Below are 24,809 nucleotides of genomic sequence, written 5' to 3'. Positions count from 1 at the left end.
CCATCCTTCTTGAGTATGATGATACTCGGTATAACCGTAGAGAAAGCCGGAGTCATGGCGAAGGCGGACATCACCTTGCCTCCCCGGCTTTCCCTTAGCCATTATTTATTGACTTTATCCAGCAACAGCGAGATGATTTGCGCGCTTTCCGCACGATTTACCGTTTCATGTGGCATGAATAACTGGTTGCCGCGCCCGGTAACTAATCCGAGTTCCTGTGAGGCAGCCACTGCATCTGCAGCCCATGCACTAATCGTACCGGCATCATTGAAACTACTCCTTTGACCGAAGACAGGATTCTGTCCTGTATGGAACAGATACGCCTTGTAGATCATGGATGCCATTTCTTCACGGCTTATCGTTTCCTCAGGTGCAAAAGTATCTGTCCTTCTTCCCGTTACAATCCCCGCTTCGTATGCTGCGGCAATAGAAGAAGCATACCAATGCTCAGGTTCTACATCCTTGAATGCGGTTAAGCTCGTCCCTGTTATTCCAAGTGCCCGGGTGATCAGGGAAGCGAACTCCGCTCTGCTCACCTTTTGCTTCGGTGCGAATTCCGTCTCACTTACACCCAGGACAATTTGCTTTGCAGCCATTCTTTTAATTACGTCATAGGCCCAATAGGAGGCAGTCACATCTTCAAAGGATTTATCATAAGTAAGGACGGCATACTTGCTGAAATGACTCACCTTTGCCGTCCATTTACCGTCCGCATAGGTTCCACCCATATATTCCAGACTGCCGTCATCTGGGATGTAATAAATGCCCGTTATATCTTGGCGGGAATCCCCCTGTGCGACCAATCTGATTGTGATGGGTTTGGAGAACTTCTCAAGCGTCAGCTTCGTTCCGTCGGGCTTTACAATAGACAATTTGAATTCGTAGATCTCTCCAGCCACTGAAATGGCTGCCTGATTTCTTTGTCCAATTTGCCCAACCCGCTCTTTGCTCTGCTCTGAAGTTAAAGGTTCCATTTCAAAAGAGATCTTCGCCTGCCCAAGCTCACTGCCCGTAACCATTGCCTGTAAATCCTTCAATACTTCTGCGGGAACTTCAATCTCCACATCTGCATGCTTGATCTTCAGCGCATTCTTACCGTCATTGGCTGCCAGAGTCGCAGGGAATAGTACCTGTCGCTCACCTTTTCCCAACTCGAATAACAGGCTATTCTGACTCTCCGGCTTGCTTGCCGGAACCACCGGTTTACCCGGAGGACTGCTTGGAACGGCTGTGTCAGTCGGGTTGGCTGGTTCACTTGGACCGGTTGGGTCAGGTGGACCGGCAGGGTCAGTTGGGTCAGTTGGGTCGGTTGGATCAGTCGGGTCAGTCGGATTCACCCCATTCTGCATCTTAACCGGTACATTGAAATCATCGACATTAATATGTCCGAAACCGCCTGTGGATTGGTCAACTACCTTAATATAGAGCTCCTCGCCGATATACTGCGAAGCATCCCAGATCTTACGCTGATACTCCTCATAATTCGTGGCAGTCTCTTTAAACAGCTCTTTGCCGTCCGATGCCCGGACTAGCGCAACATACAGCTTATCGATATCACGCCCGCCGCTAACCAGGAAATTGAGCTTGCCGTTCCCGCCAAGCACGAAATTCTGTGATTTCAGCGTTCCCGTTAAGCTGTCACCTCCGGCTTCTTCGTTGAAGCCCCATAAATGATAGCCGCCCGGAATTTTATGCGATGGATTGAAGTAGATCGTATCCCAGAAGAACTTGGCATCGGTCACATGAACATCCTGGAAGGCGTCTCCTTCTGGAATCCAGCCTGTTAAGTCGCCTGTAGCAAAATCATGGTTAGGCAGCTCCGTAATATCGGTATACACCGAATTGTCCCAGTTGTCAGGCACATCGACCGGAGCAGCCGGTTCACCCGTCAATGCATTCATATTCCATACTTCCATGGACTTGACTGTAATATCGTTGTCAGCCCAAACCTGTAAGCCCAAAGAATCGTATCGGCCTACATAGACTCTGGTTGTCAGCTTTTTCTTATCATTGGCAAAGGCTTCAACAACCGAACGGTCAAGGAAAATATGCAGCTTCAGATTCTCTCCGTCCAGATCCACGGCCCCGCCTTGAATCCCGTCTACGCGTACATCCGGATCAATGCTGCTCTTGGTCCGGTCCACATTGAAGGTCCCGTTCGTCTTGTCATAGTAAATCAGTGTTTCCTCCTGGCCGTTATCGGAGCGACGCACTTTGAGACCGAATTTCTGGGCTTCACCCGGATCAATTTCCATCACAATCTCCAGCATGTCACCTTTGACATTATGGATTAATTGATTGGCGGCAGCCAAATTTTCGTCCGTGAAATCAACTACCTTATCTCCCCGGAGACTCTGCAATTCTTCAATGGGCTCAATGCGAAGTTCATCGTGTTCATCCAGGCTCAGGGAAACGGGCAGTGCCAGATTATGAGCCCATCCAGCCTGATATTCAGCCTGCGGCGTTCTTACATTTTGCACCATGGAGTATACGACCGTTCTTCCGTCAGGTGTAACCATCCCGCTCTCGGCGGTTAAATATCCGTCTCCCACATCCATTTTGGTGGGTGCGTCCTGATCAGGTATAAACTTGAAGTTATCTCTATCCCAGGTTCCAATCCAGTAAAAGACTTCAACATCTCTTAGCACATCATCAGCTGGAGGAACCTGCTCCGGCTTCTCATGGGGATTAACCATGAAAATGTATTTTTGTTGTCCTGTACTATCCTCACCCAGCGGCAATAATACTGGCAGTTCCCATACCGTACCGAGCTCCGGATAAAGATTTCTGTCACTAACGTATAAAGGCCCCTTATACTCCCAGTTGTACATATCGTCAGACACATACACCAGAGCTGTACCGCTGCTGAAATCTTGAAGGCCGGATGTCACCAGCTGATACCACTTATCTGTCTCTTGGTCATACCATACAAAAGGGTCGCGGAACTCATTATGGATGCCGTTTCCGTTCTGCTCTGTCACCGGCTCAGGATATTTCACCCATTGCTCCAAATTAGGGTCTGACAGATCTGCCGGCGTCGCCAGGCCTGTTCTTTGATTGGGTGACAAAGCGTCATTGCCGGCAGTATAGAAAAGCACAGGATTGCCGTCACGGTCATAAGCTGCGCTGCCAGACCATGCACCATCCGGGTCAAGAGTACCCGCTTCCGGCGCAAGTGCCGGCCTCACATTTTTCCAATGCACCATATCGTCACTCACCCAATGTCCCCAGTGGATTTGATGCCAGAACGGACCTTGCGGGTTATGCTGATAAAATAAATGATACTGGCCGTTATAATAAATTGGTGCATGCGCTTCATTCATCCAGTTTTGCGGAGGCATCGCATGGTACTGTGGACGGTGCTGATCACCGTCAAATACACTAGGATCCTCGTCAATGTCACCATTCGGAATTTCTGGAACCATCCCGCCGTGAAGCGCCTTCACCTTCTCATATTCAGCAAGGATCTCCTGCCCCGTAAGCGCTTTGTTCTGCAGTTTCACTTCATCGATAAGTCCGCTGAACATATTGTAGGAGAACAACCCTGCAAACTCTGCAGATCTATTGTTTTTTCCGATAATCAGCTTTTCCGTAGAAGGTGTAACCGGAACATTAACAGGAGTTGCCTGAGAAGCTACTTCCTGACCATTTAGATATAATTTAATAATTCCGTCCTTTTTGTCGAACGTAGCTGCAACGTAATTCCATTTGTATTTTTCGAGCGGATGGTCCTTGACCCATACCTGAATCCACTGTCCGCCGATCCCAACCTGCATCGACCATGTGCCGTGGCGGTACATCCCCAAAGCGAATCCTTCCGTCTTATCCTGATCGGACTGGTTCACTATAGCAGACAGCTTGTTTCCGTCTCCCCACTCGTAGCTGCGCGGGGCAACCCAGGCTTCAAGCGTTAACGCGTCACTTACAGGAACGGTATCCTTTGCGTCGATCTCAATATCATTTGAGTATCCATCGAATAGCAAGGCCCCGCCTTTTACTCCGCGCGGAGTCCATCTTGGATCTTTGGAGTCCATGTATCTGGCGTCATTAAATACATAGTTTACATCATGCTCAAGATTGCTTACTTCCTCAAGCGCCTTTTTTCCTGCGCCTTCATCAAGGCTCATGTAGAAAATGGTTCCCGTATTATTCGCTCGAAAAGCGTCAACGGAAATACGGGCTTGATTGGATTGATCGATAACCTTGATATAAAGCCTCTTATTGTAGTGCTTCTGCATTTTCCAGGATATCTGCTCATTCGCACTGACGTTCCCGGTCTTCTCAAGCAGCGTGTTAGTGCCGGCATCATATAATGCAACGTAGGCATCCTCCGGATGGACGATGTCTACTACCGTAAAGTTAATAGTCCCGGTTCCCTGAAGTGTGAAGGTACTAGAGGTAATCGAGCCCTGTCCTTCCAAGGAGGATTTGGCATAATAGTTACCTTCTTTACCAGCCTGGGCATCATTGCTCACTTGAAAAGCGTTGTCCTGGGCGGTCCAGCTCTCTAAATTCCCGGTTTCAAACCCGGGATTCCGGATTTCGTTCGGCATTATATTATCTGCCATCACTCCTTCTTCAGGTACCAGTTCATTGAAGGTGTGAAAGGCGTCCGCAAAGATTACTCCCCAATCTGCGTACCCATTATCGACGATCTCCACATACAGCTTCTTCCCGATGTACTTGGAGAGATCAGCTTTATATTGCTCCATATTCGCGAGTCTCAGGCCCTGTGCCGGATCCGGGAATCCGGACTCGTTAAATTCGGTGTTGCCGTACCTGGCGATCATGTCCCCTGTATCGGCATTAATGACGTTCACGTACACTTGATCCGTATGCTTGCCTCCGCCCAGTCTGAAGGTAATCCAGCCTGTTCCGCCCAGCTCGAACGTACTGGAACGAAGCTTACCTGTCGCAGTCTCGTTATACTTCAACCCGTTTAAATGATAAGTGCCTTCCTGGTTATACGGGATTTGTTCAACCCAAAAGGTGGTTTCATCCGACACGCTGTTCGGACCAAACGCTTCTCCTTCTTCAACCGTCCAGCCTGTTAAGTTCCCGGTTTCAAAGCTGGGATTCTCAATTTGATAGCGTTTGAAATCCGGCTTGATATCCGTGGCGGCAATTCCTTCAGCCGGCTCAGCTTCATGGTACATGAAGAAAGCATCCGCAAAGATCACACCCCAATCCGCGGTTGCGTTGTCGACGATCTCCACATACAGCTTTTTGCCCAAATATCCGGAAAGATCCGCCTTATATTGCTCCATATTGGCAAGCCGTAAGCCCTGTGCGGGATTTGGGAAACCCACGTCAGCGAAGGCGCTATTGCCATACCGGGCAATCACTTGTCCCGATTCAGCCTCCACGACATTTATATAGGCCTTGTTTGGATTTTTGGCACCGCCAAGCTTGAAGCTGATCCAGCCGCTGCCGCTCAGCTCGAAGGTACTGGAACGAAGCACACCGGTCGCAGCCTCGTCATGCTTCCAGCCGTTTAAATGAAAGTCCCCTTCCTGGTTGTACGGAATTTGTTCCGCCCACCAGGTGGCTTCGTCCGATACACTGTCCTGACCGAACGCTTGTCCTCTGACAACCGTCCAGCCTGACATATCCCCGGTTTCAAAACCTGGATTATCGACTTCATAGGGACTGGTTAATTCAATATCCGGCTTAATATCCGTGGCAACAATGCCTTCCGCAGGCTCGGATTCATGGTACATGAAGAACGCATCCGCAAATACCACTCCCCAGTCCGCAGTTGCATTATCGACGATCTCCACATACAGCTTCTTGCCTAGATATTCGGAAAGATCTGCCTTATATTGCTCCATATTGGCAAGCCGCAGGCCCTGTGAGGGATTCGGGAAACCAACGTCCGCGAAAGCGCTATTGCCGTACCGGGCAATCACTTGACCTGTCTGGGCTTCCACGATATTTACATAGGCTGTGTTTGGATTTTTCGCGCCACCTAGCTTGAAGCTGACCCAGCCGCTGCCGCCCAGCTCGAAAGTGCTGGAACGAAGCACGCCGGTCGCAGCCTCATCATTCTTCCAGCCGTTTAGATGATAAGCACCTTCCTGATTGTACGGGATTTGTTCCGCCCACCAAGTGGTTTCGTCCGATACACTGTCCGGACCGAACGCTTCACCATTGACAACTGTCCAGCCCATCATATCCCCGGTTTCAAATCCCGGATTCTGGATTTGGTAGACTGTATCCGTAACTGACAACCCCTCGTCAGCCTTAGGAATAGGATAGACCGCATCCGTAACCGATAATCCTGTGTCAGCCTTAGGGGTGAACGCCTCCCGGGTACCCACTCCAGCTTCGGCTGCAGCCGAGATTCCGGGAGCTACAAGCTGAAGAACCATCACCCCTGCAACCATTCTGGAGATCCATGCTTTGTTTCTTTTGACTTCTCTCATCAACGAGCCTCCTTCATCATTTCTTATTCATGAAATCATTCATACGTAATTTTGAAATGACTCTCCGTATACAAGGATGCATAGTCATGAAGTAAGAGAGGCGTGAATGAAGCGCTTCCATCAAGAGGAGTGCTAAGTGGTTTAAGTGTTAGTTACATTACCCATCGGGTATAGTAAGGAGCGCCTAGGCGCTCACGTTACCATATAGATTGCATATCCCATATTTCCATAGACTTCACCAATGGCTTACCGTCTCCCCAGAGCTCAAGCCCTAATGCATCCTTACGGCTTGGATATACCCGGGTCGTCAGGCTTTTCAACCCGTTGGCATACGCTTCGACCATGGAGCGGTCCACATAGATATGCAGCTTCAGATTCTCTCCTAACAATTCCAGCTTGCCCCCTTGAATCCCCCTACACTTTTCACCCGGATGCAGTGTTGTTTTCGTGCGGTCGACCAGGAGCTTAGCTTCATTGAAATCGTAATACAGCAGGGTTTCTTCTTCTCCATCCGGTGTACACCGGACCTTGATTCCGAGTTGTCCGGCATTGCCCGGTTCCAATTCCAGTTGAATCTCAAGCATGTCGCCTTGTACATCCCCCAGCAGGACATTAGCTTCAGCCAATGACTTGTCCCAGATCGATAACCGTTTCTCGCCCCGCAGCGATTGCAGCTCCTGAATCGGCTCGATGCCCAATCGCCCGTCATCTCTTAAATACACGCTTAATGGCAAACCTCCGTTATGCGCCCAACCCGATTTGTATTCCATTTCGGATGTACGGTCGCCCTGAGCAATTGTAAAGACAATATTCCGGCCGGTCTTCGGATCCACCATACCGCTCGGACCGGTGAAATGAAAATCACCGACATCTATCAATTGCGGTTCTTCCTGATCCGGGATAAAGGAAAGCTTATCCTGATCAAGCTGCCCGATCCAATAGAAGACCTCAACATCGGCACCTTTTCCCACAGGACTAACCAGCAGTAGATGCTTGTTGTCCCCCTGCTTGTCAGTGCCTAAGGGAAGTAGTACAGGAAGCTCCCAGATGGGCCCGAGATAAGGAAACTTCTGAATATCCGCTTCAAAGAATGGGCCCTTGTATGTCCAATTCAGCATATCCTCTGAGGCAAATGCCAGCGCTGCCCCGCCTTCACCTTCAATTCCCGACCCGACCAGGGCATACCAGCCCTCTTCATCCTTCCATACGAACGGATCACGGAAGTCCCCGAATGCGCCCATTCCCTGCTTCTGAACGATAAGCGGCTCCGGATGTTTAATCCACGTTATCAGCTCCGGGTCTCCATCCTGCGGGTAAGTGCTACGGGCAAGCGCCACACTCTGATTCGGCGAAGCACTGTCATTACCTGCTGTAAAGAACAAGGCAGGAAGTCCGTCCGCGTCATAGGCCGCGCTTCCCGACCAGATTCCGTCCGGTGCAAGCTGATCCTTCTCTGGTGACAGGGCCACGGGAAGATCACGCCAATGTACCAGATCTTCACTTACCCAATGTCCCCAATGGATATGGTGAAAGTACGGTCCTTGCGGGTTGTGCTGATAGAACAAATGATACTGCCCTTCAAAATATATTGGCGCATGAGGCTCGTTCATCCAATGTGCCGGCGGGCTGACATGATACTGCGGTCTGTGCCGGTCCGTCAGCAGAGGTGTACGATCCAGCTTGATGTCTTCATAGTTCAACTGCGGCCGGACGCCTCCATGTGCGGAATCCAACACTTCCTGATAAGAAGCGGCAGCCTCCTCATTGCTCAAGGCCCGGTTATAAATCTTCAACTCATCCATGATCCCGCCGAACATATGAAGGTTGAACACTTCGATAAGCTTACTGCTGTGATTGTTCTTGCCAATAAGCAGATCCGTGTCCGCTGCGGCTATACGGGAACCGCGGGGCACAGCAGACGAAGCGATTACTCTACCGTTGAGAAACAGCTTCATTTCCCCATCGTCGCCATTGAATACAGCATTTAGATAAGACCACTCATTCTTCGGCAATTCACAGCCGTCCGGAGACCAGATCTCTGCCCACTCTCCTCCCTCAAGTCCGATTTGGAAGGACCAGGAGCCGTGACGGAACATGCCAAGCAGGAAGCCCTGTTTAGTATCCATATTGTGCTGGTTCACGATAGCTGCGAGCTTGCTTTCATATCCCCATTCATACGTCCGCGGGGCAACCCAAACCCCAATGCTGAGAGCTGATAGAAATTCCGGCTCTCCGTTATGCTCTTCCCCGTGGACAGGATGGGCGATATATGTTGAGTAACCATCGAAGAAGAGGCCATTTCCCAACACTCCCTGTCTCCACGGCGGAGTACAAGGGTCGGTAAACTCCGCATTGTTAAATACGTAGTGTACATCATGCAGAGTTCCGGTTACGCTCTCCAGAGCACTTGCTCCGGTTCCCTCATCAAAGGCCCAATACCTCATTAGTCCCCGGTTGCCAGCTTGGCTGCTCATGCCTCATTCCTCCCTGAAGTCTGCCGTGTTCTAACACTCGGAATTTGAATGGACTTCAGCGTATGGATTTGAAGCGAATTCAGGACAACCTGTCCTGCTCCTGTGCTTACCTGAATATTCTCAATTGGAGCGTCCGGGAAAATCTGATCGGTCAGCACCACCAGGCCATTATCCGCATAAACTTCAACTGCATTACGATCCAGCCAGATGTGCAGATTAAGCTTCCCATTCGTAGCGGCCAAGCTGGCACCGTGACGGCTTGCGAATGCCGGGTGGAAATCAGTCTGACCGCTTTTGGAACGGTCGGTGAACAGCCATTCCTTAGCAGGATCATATCCGATTATAATTCCGCTCTGTCCGCCAGATTGCAGATGGATAGATACCTCATTCCCGGATTGGATATTAATCTCTACTTCAATCTCTATCAGTTCACTCTTCATCTGCTGTATAAAAGGAGTCTCCGACGTAACCGTGACATTGTTCCAGCTCATTGATTCATTACGCAGCTGTTCTATTTCCCGGACAGGCATTTGGCACAGCACGATACTTCCATCCTTACTGGTCAAGGACAAGGTGCGGGGCAAAGTCATTGCCCCTCTCCAGGAGCCGGTAGGTGTCTCGTTAGCATATTTCCAGTTACTCATCCATCCGATGATTACGCGGCGTCCATCCTGCTCCGGAATATCGGACCAGGTAACTCCCGCATAATTATCTCTTCCATAGTCCAACCACAGTATATGATCTGCAGGATTGTCATTGATGAACGTCTTTCCATCGAACTCTCCAATAAAATATTGCGTACGCGATCCTTCTGGACAATTGGGATTATCTCCGATGCTGATGATCAGCACCCATTTCGAACGCCCGGTATCATCCACCGGTAATTGAAACAAGTCAGGGCATTCCCAGACACCGTCATGTGACCCTTCTTCTCTGCCGAATTCACCAGTCAGCGACCATTCACGTAAATTCTCGGATGCGTAGAACAGGGCATGATCTCCAGCGACAATCACCATAATCCACCGCTTACTTTGCGGATGCCAGAACACCTTAGGGTCCCGGAAGTCCACTATCCCCTCCTCGGAAAGCACTGGATTACCCGCGTATTTCTCCCAGGTTACTCCTTTATCACTGCTGTAAGCCAGGCTCTGCCGCTGGCGCGGCTGCCCCGTCTCCGGATGGGTATCTGCATGGGTAAAGATGGCAACGAGTCCATGCGAATCTTCGAATAAACCGCTGCTATTATTCCAATCCACTACACAGCAGCCAGAAAATATGGCCCCATGCTCATCCGGGAATAGAGCCACAGGTGCGTGTACCCAGTGAACCAGGTCTTCACTAATAGCATGCCCCCAGTGCATGGGTCCCCATTTACTACTGTAAGGATGATATTGATAGAATAGATGATAGCTTCCCTCAAAGTAGACTAATCCGTTTGGATCATTCGCCCAATTGGAAGGAGGTGAGAAATGAAAGCCCGGTCTGAAGCGATCGGCATTACTCTCTTTACTGGACTCTATCATCTGGTTAATTTCTTCTGTCGTAGGCATAGACCCAAGAGCCCCTTTCCGTGTTGTAACTAACGCTCCGCCGGCATTAGCAAAAGTCAGCATGCTGGTGATTTGTTGGCTGGTCAGATCCTGCAGAGAACTTCCGCTCTCCAGAAGTCTGTATAACAAACAGCCTAGAAAAGCATCGCCTGCTCCAGTCGTATCGATAGCCTTTACCTTAAAGCCCGGCACATAACCATCCAGACTAGCCAACCGGTAATAGCAGCCCTTTTCCGCTAAAGTGACGACGAGGAGTCCGATGTCATATTGCTGCTGGAGCTCTTGTGCGCCTTTTTCAAGATCGCTGTTGCCTGTTACAAAAGCAAGCTCTTCTTCCGAGATTTTCAGGATATCGGCATAATTCATACCCCAAAGAATATTCTGTCTGGCTTCCTCCTTACTCTCCCATAATGCAAACCGGATATTCGGATCGAATGAGAGCAGCACCCCTGCTTCCTTGGCCTTGCGGACTGCCGTTCGGGTTGCCGTACGGGCAGGTTCATGGGTCATGGACAACGAACCAAAATGTAGCGCCTGACAGGCTTTGATCCTTTCTAATGGGATATCCTCCGAGCGCAGAAAGGTGTCTGCTCCCGGTTTCCGGAAGAAACTGAAGGATCTGTCACCTTGGTCATCCAGATGTACAAAAGCCAGCGTTGTACTTGCTTCATTCGTAACTGAAACGCCGGCTACATCAACACCGTTGTCAAGCAGCGCGCTATACAGTAATGAACCGAATTGATCTTCCCCAACTTTGCTGATCAGTGCCGATTTGGCGCCCAGGCGGGACAATGCTGCAGCTACGTTAGCCGGAGCGCCTCCTGGGTTGCATTCAAACTGTTCTTTTCCCCCAGTTGAACGGCCTGCTGGTGTAAAATCTATCAATACTTCGCCTATAGCGATAACATCAAGCACAGTTTCTCCCCACCTAACTTCTATATATTTATTTTTTTAGATTTGCATTATAACGATCCAATCCCTTTTGATAGATCTCCATAAGTTCATTCAGGCCCATCTTGTCCAGCGTCTTAAGATAGTTGTCCCAAGCCTCATCCGCACCGCCGTCCACAATGAATCTTCCTCTTTGGGTATTTACATACTTAATCAGTTCAGGCTCAATTTTATTGATTTTATCCAATTCCTCTGGCTCAAAGAAGATACTCGGATAGTTTTCCTTTTCCATATAAGGATTGTAGTATTGCTCCAAATCCTTAGCACGCTGCTGAGCACGAGGCTCCATATCTACAATTTTTCCGAATTCATCAAATGTAATGACACCAGGTGCGCCCGATCCAGGAGCAACTTGTTGACGGAATTCACCTGCAGAGGTTCCTTCAGGAAGTGGCAAGTTCACCAATTTCCCGGTTTCATCCTTCTTGTAGACGACATCCAGTGGGCCCCAGTGAATTTGAGCAGTCATGTAGGGCTCAAATTGCTGATCTACCCAACGCATAGTGATTTCGGGATTGCTGTTCGCTTTAGTGATTACAAAAGATCCGCGTCCCGGGCCTCCGCCATTGGAACGACCAATACTTTGATCACCATTCGGTCCTTTCAACGGGGACAGTAAAACATAATCCTTGGCCCGCTCGGTTCCGACAACTTCTTCAACTTCCCACCAGACATAAGATCCCAGTGTCTCATCCGTTGTTTTACCTTTGGCCAGATACTGTGCATCATCCTGAGTGAAGGACTCAGGATCGATCAGTCCCTGTTTATACCATTTTTCATGGAAATAATTCAGAGCTTCCTTGTATTCAGGCTGTGTAGCTGTGAAAATTACCTTGCCGTCACGGACAATCCGATGCTCCAGGTTATCCGGAAGTCCGAAAGCGGCGAACAATCCGGCAATATCCGAGCACCATTGCATGTGTCTGAAGCTTAGCGGAATTTCATCCTGCTTCCCATTACCATTCGGATCCTGTGTTTTGAAGGCCAGCAGAGCTTCTGTATATTCATCCAATGTCTGTGGTACCTTCAGTCCCAGCTTATCAAGCCAGGCTTTATTGATGACGTGGAAGAATGGATTGGTCCCCAGGTTATTCTCTTCAAAGGATGGCAGCCCATAGATATGTCCATCTGGTGCTGTAATCGAGGATTTGATATCAGGGCGTCGTTCCAGAAGCGCTTTCAAATTAGGCGCATACTGATCAATTAAATCCTCAAGCGGAATAAGCGTTCCATCTTTACCATAATTAATTAACTCGTAATCAGTGAATCCGGCTGTATAAAAGGCATCGGGTAAATCGCCGCTCGCGAGCAGCAGATTTTTCTTTTCTGTATAATCCGTGTCAGGAATATTTTCCCAGTTAATTTTAACGTTAGTTTCCTTTTCCAGACGTTTAAAAATTTCCATTTCTGAGAACTCCGGTGCCAATGAGGCTTTCGGAGACACCATCCTTAAAGACACTGTTTTGTTAACAATCGGAAGACCCGTTTGATTGAAATTCGTCTCCTGATTCTGATTATTACCTGCTTGATTGTTTGCCCCGTTACCATTTCCTGAGCATCCGCTTATTGCGAACGCACCAGCCAACATTACAATTCCCGCACCTTTGAATACAGATTTCATTAGTACATAACCTCCCCTTATTTTGTTTACAAGCGTTAATCATATAATGTTTTCGTTAAGCTTCATCCGATTTCGGACATCCCCCCTTTCAAGACCCTGCCCTGTATTATCCCTTAATTGAGCCGATCATCACGCCTTTAACAAAGTACTTCTGCAGGAACGGATACAAAATCAGCAACGGCAGACTGGATACCATGATGACACCATATTTAATCAGTTCTGTAACGCGCATCTTGGCTGCATAAGATTCCACATCGATCATCATGCCCGAACTGACCTGATTCTGAACAAGGATGTTGCGAAGCACTAATTGTAATGGATATTTGTTCCCATCATTCAGGTAAATCAATGCGTCGAAGAATCCGTTCCAGAATCCGACCACATGGTACAGTACCATTACTGCTAGAATGGATTTGGATAAAGGCAGTACGATACTCCAGAAAAATCTGGTGTTGGAGCATCCGTCAATGGAAGCCGCTTCCCACATCTCATCTGGTATGGAGGACTGAAAGAAGGTTCTTACGATGATGACGTTGAATACTCCGCCAGCCCCGGGAATGACCAGTGCCCACATCGAATTCAGCATGTGAAGATCCTTGATCAGCAAGTAGGTTGGGATTAGCCCCCCGCTAAAGAACATCGTGACCAGCAAAAACCACATAATTATAGACTTTCCAGCCAGATCCTTACGAGCTAACGGATAAGCAGCGAATACCGTCACAGCTACTCCAATTAACGTTCCTACTGTTGCATAAAGTATTGAATTCCCATATCCGATCCATATGGAGGAATCACTGAAGATTCGCTCATAACCATCCAGAGTAAAGCCTTTCGGGAACAGCCAGACCTCACCCGAGTAGATATAATTGGGGTCACTGAATGATGCTACCAGAACAAAATACAACGGGTATAATATAAGCAACATAATGATGGTCAACAAAATGTAGTTGATAATGTCAAACCATACATCCCCACTGCTCTTTCTCTTTGTTAATTGGTTCAAACTAAACTCCCCCTTACCACAAACTGGTTTCTGTCATTTTTTTGGCAATCCTGTTAACTGTGAAGATCAAAATAATATTAATAAGGGAATTGAACAGGCCGACCGCTGTAGAAAAGCTATATTGAGCCTTCTGAATCCCCATTTCATACACATAGGTAGGAATGATATTGGAAGTGGCATAATTTAAATCACTCTGCATCAGGAACGCTTTCTCAAAACCGATGCTCATTATATTGCCTAGTGCCAGGATCAGCAGGATAACAATTGTCGGTAAAATGCTTGGGATATCCACATACCAAACGCGCTTCCATTTGCTCGCTCCATCCACAATGGCCGCCTCATGAAGTTCAGGATTAACACCGGCCAGGGCAGCAAGGTAAATAATGGTGGCGAAGCCTGTCTCCTGCCATATCCCAGATAAAATATACAGAGGACGGAACCAGCCTGCATCGGCCATAAACAGAATGGGATCTCCACCGAGCCAGGTGATGAAGTGATTTACAATCCCACTATTTGGAGACAGAAAAACATTTAGCATACCGACCAGCACAACGGTAGAAATAAAGTGCGGAGCATAAATCACGGTCTGTACAAATTTCTTGTATGTCTTACCCAGCATCTGATTCAACATAATGGCGATGATGATTGGAGCCGGGAAACCAAACAACAACGAAAGGAAACTAAGTGAGAGCGTATTCGTGATGATAGTCCAGAAGTTATAGGAATTGAAAAAATCTTTAAAGTGCTGAAAGCCTACCCATTCACTACCCCAGATCCCTTGACTTGGTGAGAAGTCCTTAAAAGCAATTTGCACCCCGTACATCGGATAATACTTAAAAACGAGGTAAAGAATAATGATCGGCAATAAAAACAGATACAGTTCGTAGTCTCGTTTGAACCTGCTCCATGTTTTGCGTTTTGGTTTGATGATGGAATGATCCACCCCGCTGGTTGTAGAATTCACGATTATTCTCCCTTTCAAAAAAAGTAATCATATTTGAAACGTTTCCAATTTATCTTGAAAAACATCGTTTGGAAGACCTGTAGCCCGGATTAACCGGATGTGTGATGTTATTCGTTGTCTAATCTTAAATAAAATTTACATTGTCGTTTTGAAACGTTTCCAATTTATCTTGAAAAACATCAGTTTGTAGATAATTACACAGGATGCGCTGAAGTTTTCCGATCCTCATGGATCATGTTGTTTCTCCTTGCTTGAATATAACAGGTATGCGATACACTTGGCTTTCTAAAGGTAAGCCTTCAATCTTGTTATAGAGAAGTCTGATTGTCATCCGTGCCATCTCTTCTACCGGCTGCCGGATCGTTGATAAGATCGGATGAAAATAGGGATTATCCTGAATCCCGTCATAACCGATAACCTTCACATCTTCTGGAATACGAATCCCCTGCCTGCGTGCGCTGTCTATATAGTGGGCAGCCAACATATCAGTAATGGCAAAAATGCCATCAACATCGCCATGCTTGTTGATGAACTCGTTAATATAGGCATTCTTATCCACGATGGGATCCGGCTTTTCGTAGATTACATAATCGATTCCTAAAGCCTCAGCCTCATGAATGAATCCTTGCCTCCGGTTCATGGTTTCGCTGAATACGGAAGTGACACTTCCCATAAAAGCCGGTTTCCGGGCTCCCGCTTTCACAAGCTCCCTTAACGCCAATCGGCCACCTTCATAATTATCCGATGTTACACAGGTGATCTTCTTGTTGAAGTGCCGGTCAATGCTCACAATAGGAATGTCATTGCTGACATTATTCTCGATATCGTTATAAGTTATGCCAACAATACCAGCCACTTTGTTCTGCCGGAGCATATCCAGATAATACAGCTCCTTCTCAGGTTTGCCACCGCTGTTGCACAGCATAAGCTTGAAGCCTTCCCGGTCCAGTTCATCCTCAATGTAATAAGCCAATTCTGAGAAGAATGGGTTCCAGATGCTCGGGAGCAGCAACGCTACCATCTTGGATTTTTGCATCTTGAAATTCCGGGCCACTTCATTAGGAAAATAATTCAGTTCTTGTATGGCTTCCTCTACTTTTTTACGTGTCTTGGGTTTTACAGCGCCGGAGTTATTAATGACTCTGGACACGGTACCTACAGCAACGCCGGCTAAGTTAGCTACATCTTTAATACTTGTCATTTAACACCCCCAAACTCTCTATGAAAATTATAATAGCACCAAATTGGAAACGTTTCAATATTTATTTTGAAACGTTTCCAATTTGGTGAACTTCATACAGAACAGAACACATCTCCAATAACCGAAGATGTGTTCTGTTTAATATATCTGCTTATGGAACACCCTTACACGTTAAAAACTCTAGTAGTTTATCGTTGCATAGAAATTAACCCATGAGCTGCTTTTTTAATTCTAATTCACAAGTACCGGCACGTTCACATCATCCACATTAATATGGCCGAAACCTCCAGTAGCATTGTCGACAATTTTAATATAGCAATCAGTCCCTACAAAAGAAGCAGCCTCCCAAGTAATGCGGCTATAAGCCTCATCGCTATTGCCTGTCGCTTTTAGCAGCTCAGTGCCATCCGACGCCCGGACCAAAGCAATGTATAAATTATTGATATCGTTCCCTCCGCCGATCAGAAAATCAATCGTTCCATTACCGCCAAGGGTAAATGACACAGATTTCAGCACCCCTACCTGAGAATCGCCGCCATCCTTAAACCCCCAGAGATGATACGCACCACTTTGATTAAAGGGCCCTCCCCATCCCCAGTTCGTATCCGCTGCAACATCGGCATCACTGAACGCATTACCACTTACAATTGTCCAGCCGTTAAGGTTACCGCTCTCAAAGTCATGGTTAGTCAAACTGCCAGTCGCCTGTGCAGCTTGGGTGGTTGCTGTGACACTGTTGCTTGCTGCCGAGATATTTCCCGCAGCATCCTTTGCTTTGACCGTATAGACATAGGGTGTATTGGTTGTCAGTCCGCTATCTGTATAAGTTGCTGTTGTACTAGTAGCTACCTGTACTCCATTCCGGTAAACCAAGTATCCAGTTACTCCTATATTATCTGTTGAAATCGTCCAACCCAGGGATACAGAATCCTTAGTTGTGCCGGTTGCTGCCAGATTCTTCGGAGCTGACGGAGCTTCGGTGTCAGCAGCTCCACTGCTGACCGGAACGTTCACATCGTCCACATTGATATGGCCGAAACCTCCAGTAGCACTGTCGACAATCTTGATATAGCATTCTTTTCCAATATAAGCAGCGGCATTCCAAGTAACACGACTATAAGCCTCATTGCTGTTGCCTGTCGCTTTTATCAATTCAGTGCCGTCCGATGCCCGAACCAAAGCGACATATAAATGATTGATATCATTCCCTCCGCCGATCAGAAAATCGATAGAACCGCTGCCACCGAGGGTAAATGTAGCAGACTTCAGTACACCTACCTGAGAATCTCCCCCATCCTTGAACCCCCAAAGATGGTACTTGCCACTTTGATTAAACGGTCCTCCCCATCCCCAGCTCGTATCCTCCGCAACATCCGCATCGCTGAACGCATTACCACTTACAATTGTCCAGCCGTTAAGGTTACCGCTCTCAAAGTCATGGTTTGTCAAACTGCCAGTTACCACCGCAGCCTGGGTGGTTGCTGTCACGCTGTTGCTTGCTGCGGAGAGATTTCCCGCCTCATCCTTTGCTTTGACCGTATAGAGATAAGCCGTAGCTGCTTCCAGCCCGCTATCTGTAAAAGCGGCTGTCGTACTCGTCCCTGCCTGAACTCCATTCCGATAAATTACGTAGCCGGTTACCCCCACGTTATCTGTGGATGCCGTCCAGCTAAGGGATATGGAATTCGATGTGGTCCCGGTCGCTGCAAGGTTCTTAGGTGCTGTCGGTGCTTCTGCATCAACAGTTCCACCTTGAACCGGGACATTAAAATCATCAATATTAATATGGCCCCACTCATCCGTTCGTTCATCGACTATTTTGATATACATGGATGTACCTATATATTGGGTAGCATCCCAGTATCTCTTGGTGTACCCTTCCGTAACGCCCTTGGTGCTCGGCCAGTTCCAATAGCTTCCCGGTCCGCTTGACCTGAAGAGCTCTTTCCCGTCTGAAGCACGTACAAAGGACACATATAATTTATCAATATCAGACCCTCCACCGATCAGGAAGCTAACCTGGCCGTTGCCTCCGAGTGTAAACTCCTTAGACTTTAATACTCCGGTGGCAGCATTCCCACCGCTTAATTGCCCGGATAGGTGGTAATTACCCTCATGATTATACGGTTGGTTGTTTCCGAATACCGCTGCATTTGTAACCCCCGCATTAGTAAAGGCTGTACCGCTTTCTATGATCCAACCCTCTAAGTTACCGTTTTCAAAGCCGCTGTTTGAAATTTTCCCGGCTGGCGCCGCAATAACAGTAACTAAGCGTGAAGCTGTTTTGGCGCCGTCTCTTGTTTGGGCCGTAATGGTTGCAGTCCCGACGGATTTACCAGTAACCACTCCGTTAACTACCGGCGCGACTGAGGTGTTGCTGGAAGTCCATATTACATCTTTGTTCGTAGCGTTTGCCGGTGCAATTGTAGCATTAAGCGTTTTTTTGCCGCCTACGGCTACCTCCAGATTTGCAGGACTCAAGCTCACACCACTGACTGCCACTGGGTTATATGCAGAATTCATTGCCCAAACCTTAAGTGACTTAACAACGATTGAGCTGGTGTTTGCATCTCCCCACAATTGAAGACCTTTGGCATCCGCTCTGGTAGAATAAGTACGCGTAGTAATAGATTTAAGTCCATTCAAGTAAGATTCAACCATGGATTTATCCAAATATACGTGTAGTTTGACATTCTCACTGCCGATATCTATAGTACCTTTTTGGATACCCTTATTTTGACCGGCAATCGTCTTTGTTCGGTCGACACCATATTCTTTAGTGCTGTTTTTGTAATAAATTAATGTCTCTTCTTCGTTGTTAGGAGATTTTCGAACTTTGATTCCTACACTATCAGCAGAACCGCGGCTCAATTCCATTTCAATCTCCACCGTATCGCTTTGAATGGAAGAAAGGGCAGCATTGGCTGAAGCAAAACTCGTATCTGTTGTAATATTTACAAGTTGCTGGCCTCTTAAGGACTGCAGCTCGGAGATGGGATTAATCCCCAATTTGCCATCCGGGCGAAGCGAAAGTTCTACCGGCAGACCGGCATTATGTGCCCAACCTGCATCGGACTCTTCCTGAGAGTTCCTTTCCCCTTGAGCAATGGTGAACATAATATTACGTCCTGACTGCGGATCTTTAAAACCGCTTGGACCTGTAAAATGAAAATCTCCAAAATCCATTAATTGAGGCTTGGGATCATCAGGTGTGAACTTCGCCGTAGAAGCATTCCAAGTACCAATCCAATAATACACCTCCACATTCGCTCCGCTTCCGACCGGGCTAATAGCCAATAAATGCTTGCCGTTTCCCAGAGACATCATAACCGGCATTTCCCATACGCCGCCTAACTCCGGATATGTTGACGGATTGGTTTGATAGATTGGGCCGCGATAGGTCCAATTCATCAGATTAGAGTCTGTTGTGGAATAGACTGCTGCAGATCCACCCTGCCCATCATAACCCGTTCCTACCAGCATAAACCAGGTTGAACCCTCTTTGAACACATACGGGTCTCTGAATTCTCCGAATTTCCCGTATTGCTGGGCAACAGCCAGCTTCGGCTCTTTTACCCATTTCTTCAAATCGTTATCGCCATCCGTCTGAACCGTACTACGGGCAACTCCTACGTTCTGGTTGCTGTTAAGGTACGCTCTTGAATCATTGCCGGCAGTGAAGAAAAGAGTAGGATTCCCTGCATCATCAATAACTGCGCTTCCACTCCAGTCACCATCGGGATCTACCTGGAACAATTCAGGTGACAAGGCAGGCTGCAAGTTTCTCCAGTGTACCATGTCTTCGCTGACCCAGTGGCCCCACTGTATATTATGCCAATAGGGTCCATGCTGGTTATTCTGATAGAATAAATGGTATTGTCCATTATAATATAGCGGTGCGTGGGGTTCATTCATCCAATGCCCTGGTGCAATAGCATGATAAATAGGGCGATAGCGGTCTCCATCGTAGACATTTCTGTCAAAACTAAGGTTTGGTGTCGGCAGGTTTCCTCCAAGGGCTGACATGTAGCTCTGATAGGAGTTTTCCGCTTCAGCATTTGTAAAGGCTCCGTTGTATATTTTCACTTCATCAATGAGTCCGTTAAACATATGCAAAGGAAATACAGCAAGTTGAGTGCTTTGGTTGTTTTTTCCGATGAATAGCTGATTCCCTGACGATGTGATTGTGGAATTTGCAGGAATACTGCTCTTACCCACTTGACGACCGTTAAGGAACAACTTCATAGTACCCGCAGCTCCGTCAACAGTAGCTACGAGATGAGACCATTCATATCTGGGTAGAGGTTCATAAGACCAAACCTCATACCATTGCCCACCCGAGCCAATTTGAAAAGACCAGGTTCCATGCCGGAACATTCCAAGGACAAAACCTTGTTTACCTGGTTTATCGTGCTGATTAACGATTGCTGAGAGAGTACCATTGTCACCCCATTCATAGGCTCTGGGAGCAACCCAGGCTTCAATCGTCATACTCTGAGAAGGAGTGGTGATCGGTGAGTGTGTCACCCAATTCGAGTACCCGTCAAATAGCAGGGCTTTGTCAGATATCCCGTCATTACGCCATAACGGGTCATTGGAAGGTTTGTAAACCGCATTATTGAAAATATAATTAATAGAATCATTTGAATTGCTGATGTTTTCTTTTGTCGTTTTCCCGCTTCCTTCATTAAAGCTCCATTCTGCAATTTTAGAAGTTGCAGCTTCGGCTTTTGGTATAGTGATCCCATATGGCATCATTAACAAAGCGGCAAGCACAATAACCAATATCCTAATTAATTTTACATTTTTCCCCACATAATTACCTCCTTATTTTCTCATTCATTCTTCTTCATACTTGGCAATTTACTTTGAATCCCCTCCCTTAAGGCACTGTAAATCTATAAATACAATGCGGCAGGCATCACCACCTCTCAGCTTGGATTCAAGCAAATAAATATAATGATACCGCTTACAAAATATTAGAAATAAAGAAATCGTTTGCGTAATCGTTTACTTAACTTATAAAAAAAGTCAGAGCGATTGTCTGACTATTAAATTCGCTTTTAAGCGATGTTCTTTCTTTACTAAAGTGTCATCTTCAATTCTCTGCAGTATGACCTCAGCTGTTTTCACACCAAGTTGAAATGACGGTTGTTGAATAACGGTTAACGGAGGATGAGTGACTTTGGTCCATTGAACATCATCGAATCCAACAACGGCCAACTCGTCCGGTATACGAATTGAATGTTCTTGCAAATACGCCATTGCTCCCATTGCCATCACATTATCCGTTATAAAAATTGCTGTTGGATTCTTCTCTAACAAATCCCCCACCTTGCTATACCCATTCTCAAAACTCACATCGTCAAAACAAATCAATGAATCATCCAGTTCCAGACCTGCGTTTATTAGTGTTTCAGAATAACCTTCATACCGTTCAATCGTTGTCGTTACTGAAAGTGGACCGGATAAAAAGGCAATTCTTTGGTGCCCTTTGTCTAGAATCTTTTGTATTGCGTTCATACTTGCAATCTTGTTGTCAATAAGTACGGAATCTCTTTCACAATGATCAGGGACCCTATCAATATAAACTACAGGATAATCACCAAACAATTTTTCGTAATCGCATTCTCTACTGGCTGGAGCTAGAATCAGTCCGTCAATCATTTGTGAATCAAACATACCGATCTCTTTGTCTTCCACTTCAATATTGTCACTGGAATCACTCAAGATAAGATGATAGCCCCTTTGTTTCAATACGCTTTGAACTCCGGCTGCTACGGACATGAAATAAAAATTTGAAGTTTCAGAAGCAAGGAGTGGAGCAAGAAATGCGATAATATACGACCTGCGGCTGCGTAATGATCGAGCTACCGAATTGATTCGGAAGTTCAACTCATTCATTGCAAAATGCACCTTTTGTTTCGTCTCATTGGACACAAAGCGTGTCCCGTTAATGACGTGTGAAACCGTAGCCGTGGATACATTAGCCCTGAGAGCTACATCTTTAATGCTGACATTCTTTTTCTCAGTCATCTGAATTACACCTATCTTATTTCGCATTAAGCATCCCGATACTTCAATCGTAATTCCTTAGCGTCATTGAAGTAAACGATTACTTACTATATAATATATTTTCACTACAAGGTTTTGTCAAATATTATGACCCTCGAGTGATTTTTCGATAAGTCTTGAAAAAGTCCCCTTACAGTAGCAGATATATTTCAACTGTCTACTGTAAGAGAAATAAATCAAACTGTATTTTCTTGCCCCTTGCTGCCGCAGTTTCTATTCTAGGATTGTTGTAAGCTTGTAAAATTCAGCCCTTAAAGTGTCTAGCTCTCAAACGCAGGTTTCATTTCCCAGACCTCCAGCGATTTTACCGTTAGGGTACCGGCGCCCCAGATCTGTATACCAAGAGCATCCTTACGGCTCGGATAAACGCGAGTCGTCAAGCTTTTCAATTCGTTGGCGTAAGCCTCTACCATAGAACGGTCCAAATAAATTTGCAGCTTCAGATTCTCGCCGTCCAGCTCCAGAGTTCCGCCTTGAACACCTCTATCCCAATCAGCCAATGGGTCAAGCGATGATTTGTTTCTGTCCACGATCAAAGCCGCTTCCTTCCTGTCATAATAGAGTAACGTTTCTTCTTCACCACCGGGGGAGCGGCGAAGTTTTATTCCCAACTGTGTGCACGTTCCCGCCTCTAATTCTACCCGTATCTCCAGCATATCGCCTTTGATATCTTTTAATAGATTATTGGCTTCGTCTAATGGTTTATCTTCAATTAATATGAGTTGTCTTCTGCGAAGCAGTTCCAGTTCTTCGATAGGCATTATTCCAAGCCGCCCCTCCTCGCGAAGGAAGATGCTAAGGGGGATTCCTGCATTGTGGGCATATCCGGAATAATAATTAATCTCTGAAGTTCTGACTCCCTGGGCAATGGTAAATATGAGCTTACGTCCCGTCTTTGGATCAACCATACCGCTAGGACCCGTGAAATGGAAATCACCCAGATCGATCAACTGCGGTTCTTCATGATCTGGAGTAAATCGCATGGCAACTTTATTGAAAGTACCTATCCAGTAAAAAACTTCAACGTCTGCTTCAGGTCCCAGAGGGCTAATAAGCAAAATATGTTTTTCTATTCCAGTTTTGTCCTGACCAAGCGGAAGAAATACAGGCAATTCCCACATACTACCGAGAAATGGGTATTTCTTAGGATCGCTTATATAAAAGGGGCCTTTGTACTTCCATTGAATCATGTCCTTTGACGTATAAGCGAGTAGCGATCCACCCTGGCCGTCGGTGCCTGAACCGATCAGCAAATACCAAGTGTCTCCGTCTTTCCAGACGAAAGGATCTCGGAAGTCGCCATAATAGCCCTGTCCTTTCTCTTGAACGATGACAGGAACGGGGTGTTTCTCCCAACGGACCAGATCGTTATCACCGTCTTTTATAAAAGTACTTCGCGCCAGCCCTACCCGTTGGTTCGGAGTGGCGCTGTCGTCACCGGCAGTATAGAACAGCGCCGGAACACCGTTCTCGTCATAAGCGGAACTCCCAGACCAAACGCCATCTGGGTCCAGGCCATTCTCCTCCGGAGCAAGTGCCCATGGAAGATCCCGCCAATGCGCCAAGTCATTGCTAACCCAATGTCCCCAATGGATAGTATGCAAATATGGCCCATGCGGATCATGCTGATAGAACAAATGATATTGCCCATTAAAATAGATAGGTGCGTGCGGCTCATTCATCCAATGCTGCGGTGGACTGAGATGGTATTGCGGACGGTGCCTGTCGTTGGCAAGCAAGCAGCGGTCCAGTTTAATATCATCGTACGGAATCGCTGGAATCGCACCTCCGTAAGGAGTCACATATTCCTGGTAAGACTGTCTCACTTCCTCTGCCGCAAGAGCTCTATTGTACATTTTCAATTCGTCAATCATGCCACTGTACATGTTGAGCACATATGGTGTATCGCCTAATAGGAAGCCCTTGTTATTCTTGGCAATCATTAAATCCCTGTTGCATGGTGTAATTATGGTGTTAGCAACAATTGATTTGGTCGCTACCTCTTCACCATTCAGATATAGCTTCATCACGGCATTCCTGCTGTCAAAGGTTGCAACAATATGAGACCATTGATTCAGGGGAAGTTCATGTCCATCCGCCCAAATCTCAACCCATTCATTATTTAATCCTACTTGCATAGACCATTGTCCATAACGTAAGATTCCCAAGATAAACCCTTCATTCTTCTCGCGGTCATGTTGATTAACGATGGGCGAAAGCCTTGATTCTATGCCTCTTTCATAAGTACGGGGCGCCACCCATGCCTCTATGGTAAGAGCGTCCTGCAGGATAACCATTTTCTCCGCCGGACGAGCGATCCAATTGGAATAACCGTCAAACATCAGCGCATTTCCGCTGATTCCTTTTCTCCTCTGAGGGTCATGCGAATCGTTATAGCGCGCTTCGTTTAACACATACTCAATCTTATCACTGATTCCGGTAACGTGATCTAACGCTTCCTTTCCACTTGCTTCGTCAAAAGACCAATGGCTGATTAATCCTTGTTTGTTTTCCATCCGCAAAATTCCCTTCACTGTATATTCGT

10 protein-coding genes are annotated in these 24,809 nt (G+C 46.8%); all 10 read right to left on the bottom strand.

Annotated features, from left to right (window positions below):
* Nucleotides 1–101: 101 nt before the first annotated feature.
* Complete coding sequence (locus NSU14_RS05995) at nucleotides 102–6,425, bottom strand: GH32 C-terminal domain-containing protein (RefSeq protein WP_340943463.1); 6,324 nt, start codon at nucleotides 6,423–6,425, stop codon at nucleotides 102–104.
* Nucleotides 6,426–6,622: 197 nt separating this feature from the next.
* Nucleotides 6,623–8,899 carry a GH32 C-terminal domain-containing protein gene (locus NSU14_RS05990; RefSeq protein ID WP_042139102.1) on the bottom strand — a complete coding sequence of 759 codons (2,277 nt, stop codon included), beginning with the start codon at nucleotides 8,897–8,899 and terminating at the stop codon, nucleotides 6,623–6,625.
* Entirely contained in the window at nucleotides 8,896–11,364 is a 2,469-nt protein-coding gene (locus tag NSU14_RS05985; protein WP_340943460.1) for a PfkB family carbohydrate kinase, read from the bottom strand. The genes NSU14_RS05990 and NSU14_RS05985 overlap by 4 nt, the downstream gene beginning before the upstream one ends.
* Before the next feature lie 28 nt (nucleotides 11,365–11,392).
* Nucleotides 11,393–13,021, bottom strand: coding sequence for an ABC transporter substrate-binding protein (locus NSU14_RS05980; RefSeq protein WP_042139104.1), 1,629 nt, complete (start codon nucleotides 13,019–13,021; stop codon nucleotides 11,393–11,395).
* Nucleotides 13,022–13,127: 106 nt separating this feature from the next.
* The gene (locus tag NSU14_RS05975) at nucleotides 13,128–14,024 is read right to left on the bottom strand and encodes a carbohydrate ABC transporter permease (RefSeq protein WP_042139105.1); all 897 of its coding nucleotides are present in this window, start codon (nucleotides 14,022–14,024) and stop codon (nucleotides 13,128–13,130) included.
* A gap of 13 nt (nucleotides 14,025–14,037) precedes the next feature.
* Complete coding sequence (locus NSU14_RS05970) at nucleotides 14,038–14,991, bottom strand: ABC transporter permease (RefSeq protein WP_371916269.1); 954 nt, start codon at nucleotides 14,989–14,991, stop codon at nucleotides 14,038–14,040.
* A gap of 229 nt (nucleotides 14,992–15,220) precedes the next feature.
* Nucleotides 15,221–16,189 (bottom strand): LacI family DNA-binding transcriptional regulator, encoded by a 969-nt coding sequence (locus NSU14_RS05965; RefSeq protein WP_042139107.1) that lies wholly within the window; start codon nucleotides 16,187–16,189, stop codon nucleotides 15,221–15,223.
* A 231-nt stretch (nucleotides 16,190–16,420) separates the two neighbouring features.
* Nucleotides 16,421–20,947 (bottom strand): GH32 C-terminal domain-containing protein, encoded by a 4,527-nt coding sequence (locus NSU14_RS05960; RefSeq protein WP_340948896.1) that lies wholly within the window; start codon nucleotides 20,945–20,947, stop codon nucleotides 16,421–16,423.
* A 273-nt stretch (nucleotides 20,948–21,220) separates the two neighbouring features.
* A complete protein-coding gene (locus tag NSU14_RS05955) occupies nucleotides 21,221–22,225 on the bottom strand; it encodes a LacI family DNA-binding transcriptional regulator (RefSeq protein ID WP_042141479.1) in 1,005 nt (334 codons plus the stop codon).
* A gap of 299 nt (nucleotides 22,226–22,524) precedes the next feature.
* The gene (locus NSU14_RS05950) at nucleotides 22,525–24,780 is read right to left on the bottom strand and encodes a GH32 C-terminal domain-containing protein (RefSeq protein WP_340943455.1); all 2,256 of its coding nucleotides are present in this window, start codon (nucleotides 24,778–24,780) and stop codon (nucleotides 22,525–22,527) included.
* Nucleotides 24,781–24,809: the final 29 nt, after the last annotated feature.

Origin of the sequence: Paenibacillus sp. FSL R10-2771 (genome assembly GCF_038000205.1) — a bacterium.
Classification (GTDB): Bacteria; Bacillota; Bacilli; order Paenibacillales; family Paenibacillaceae; genus Paenibacillus_AQ; species Paenibacillus_AQ phytohabitans.
The sequence above is the reverse complement of the archived record's forward strand: the minus strand, read 5'-3'. Positions and strand labels throughout refer to the sequence as shown.

Excerpts from the sequence above, each read along its gene's own strand:
- NSU14_RS05955 (WP_042141479.1), bottom strand. The coding sequence starts at position 22,225 with ATGACTGAGAAAAAGAATGTCAGCATTAAAGATGTAGCTCTCAGGGCT.
- NSU14_RS05965 (WP_042139107.1), bottom strand. The coding sequence starts at position 16,189 with ATGACAAGTATTAAAGATGTAGCTAACTTAGCCGGCGTTGCTGTAGGT.
- NSU14_RS05980 (WP_042139104.1), bottom strand. The coding sequence starts at position 13,021 with ATGAAATCTGTATTCAAAGGTGCGGGAATTGTAATGTTGGCTGGTGCG.
- NSU14_RS05950 (WP_340943455.1), bottom strand. The coding sequence starts at position 24,780 with ATGGAAAACAAACAAGGATTAATCAGCCATTGGTCTTTTGACGAAGCA.
- NSU14_RS05960 (WP_340948896.1), bottom strand. The coding sequence starts at position 20,947 with ATGATGCCATATGGGATCACTATACCAAAAGCCGAAGCTGCAACTTCT.
- NSU14_RS05990 (WP_042139102.1), bottom strand. The coding sequence starts at position 8,899 with ATGAGCAGCCAAGCTGGCAACCGGGGACTAATGAGGTATTGGGCCTTT.
- NSU14_RS05995 (WP_340943463.1), bottom strand. The coding sequence starts at position 6,425 with ATGAGAGAAGTCAAAAGAAACAAAGCATGGATCTCCAGAATGGTTGCA.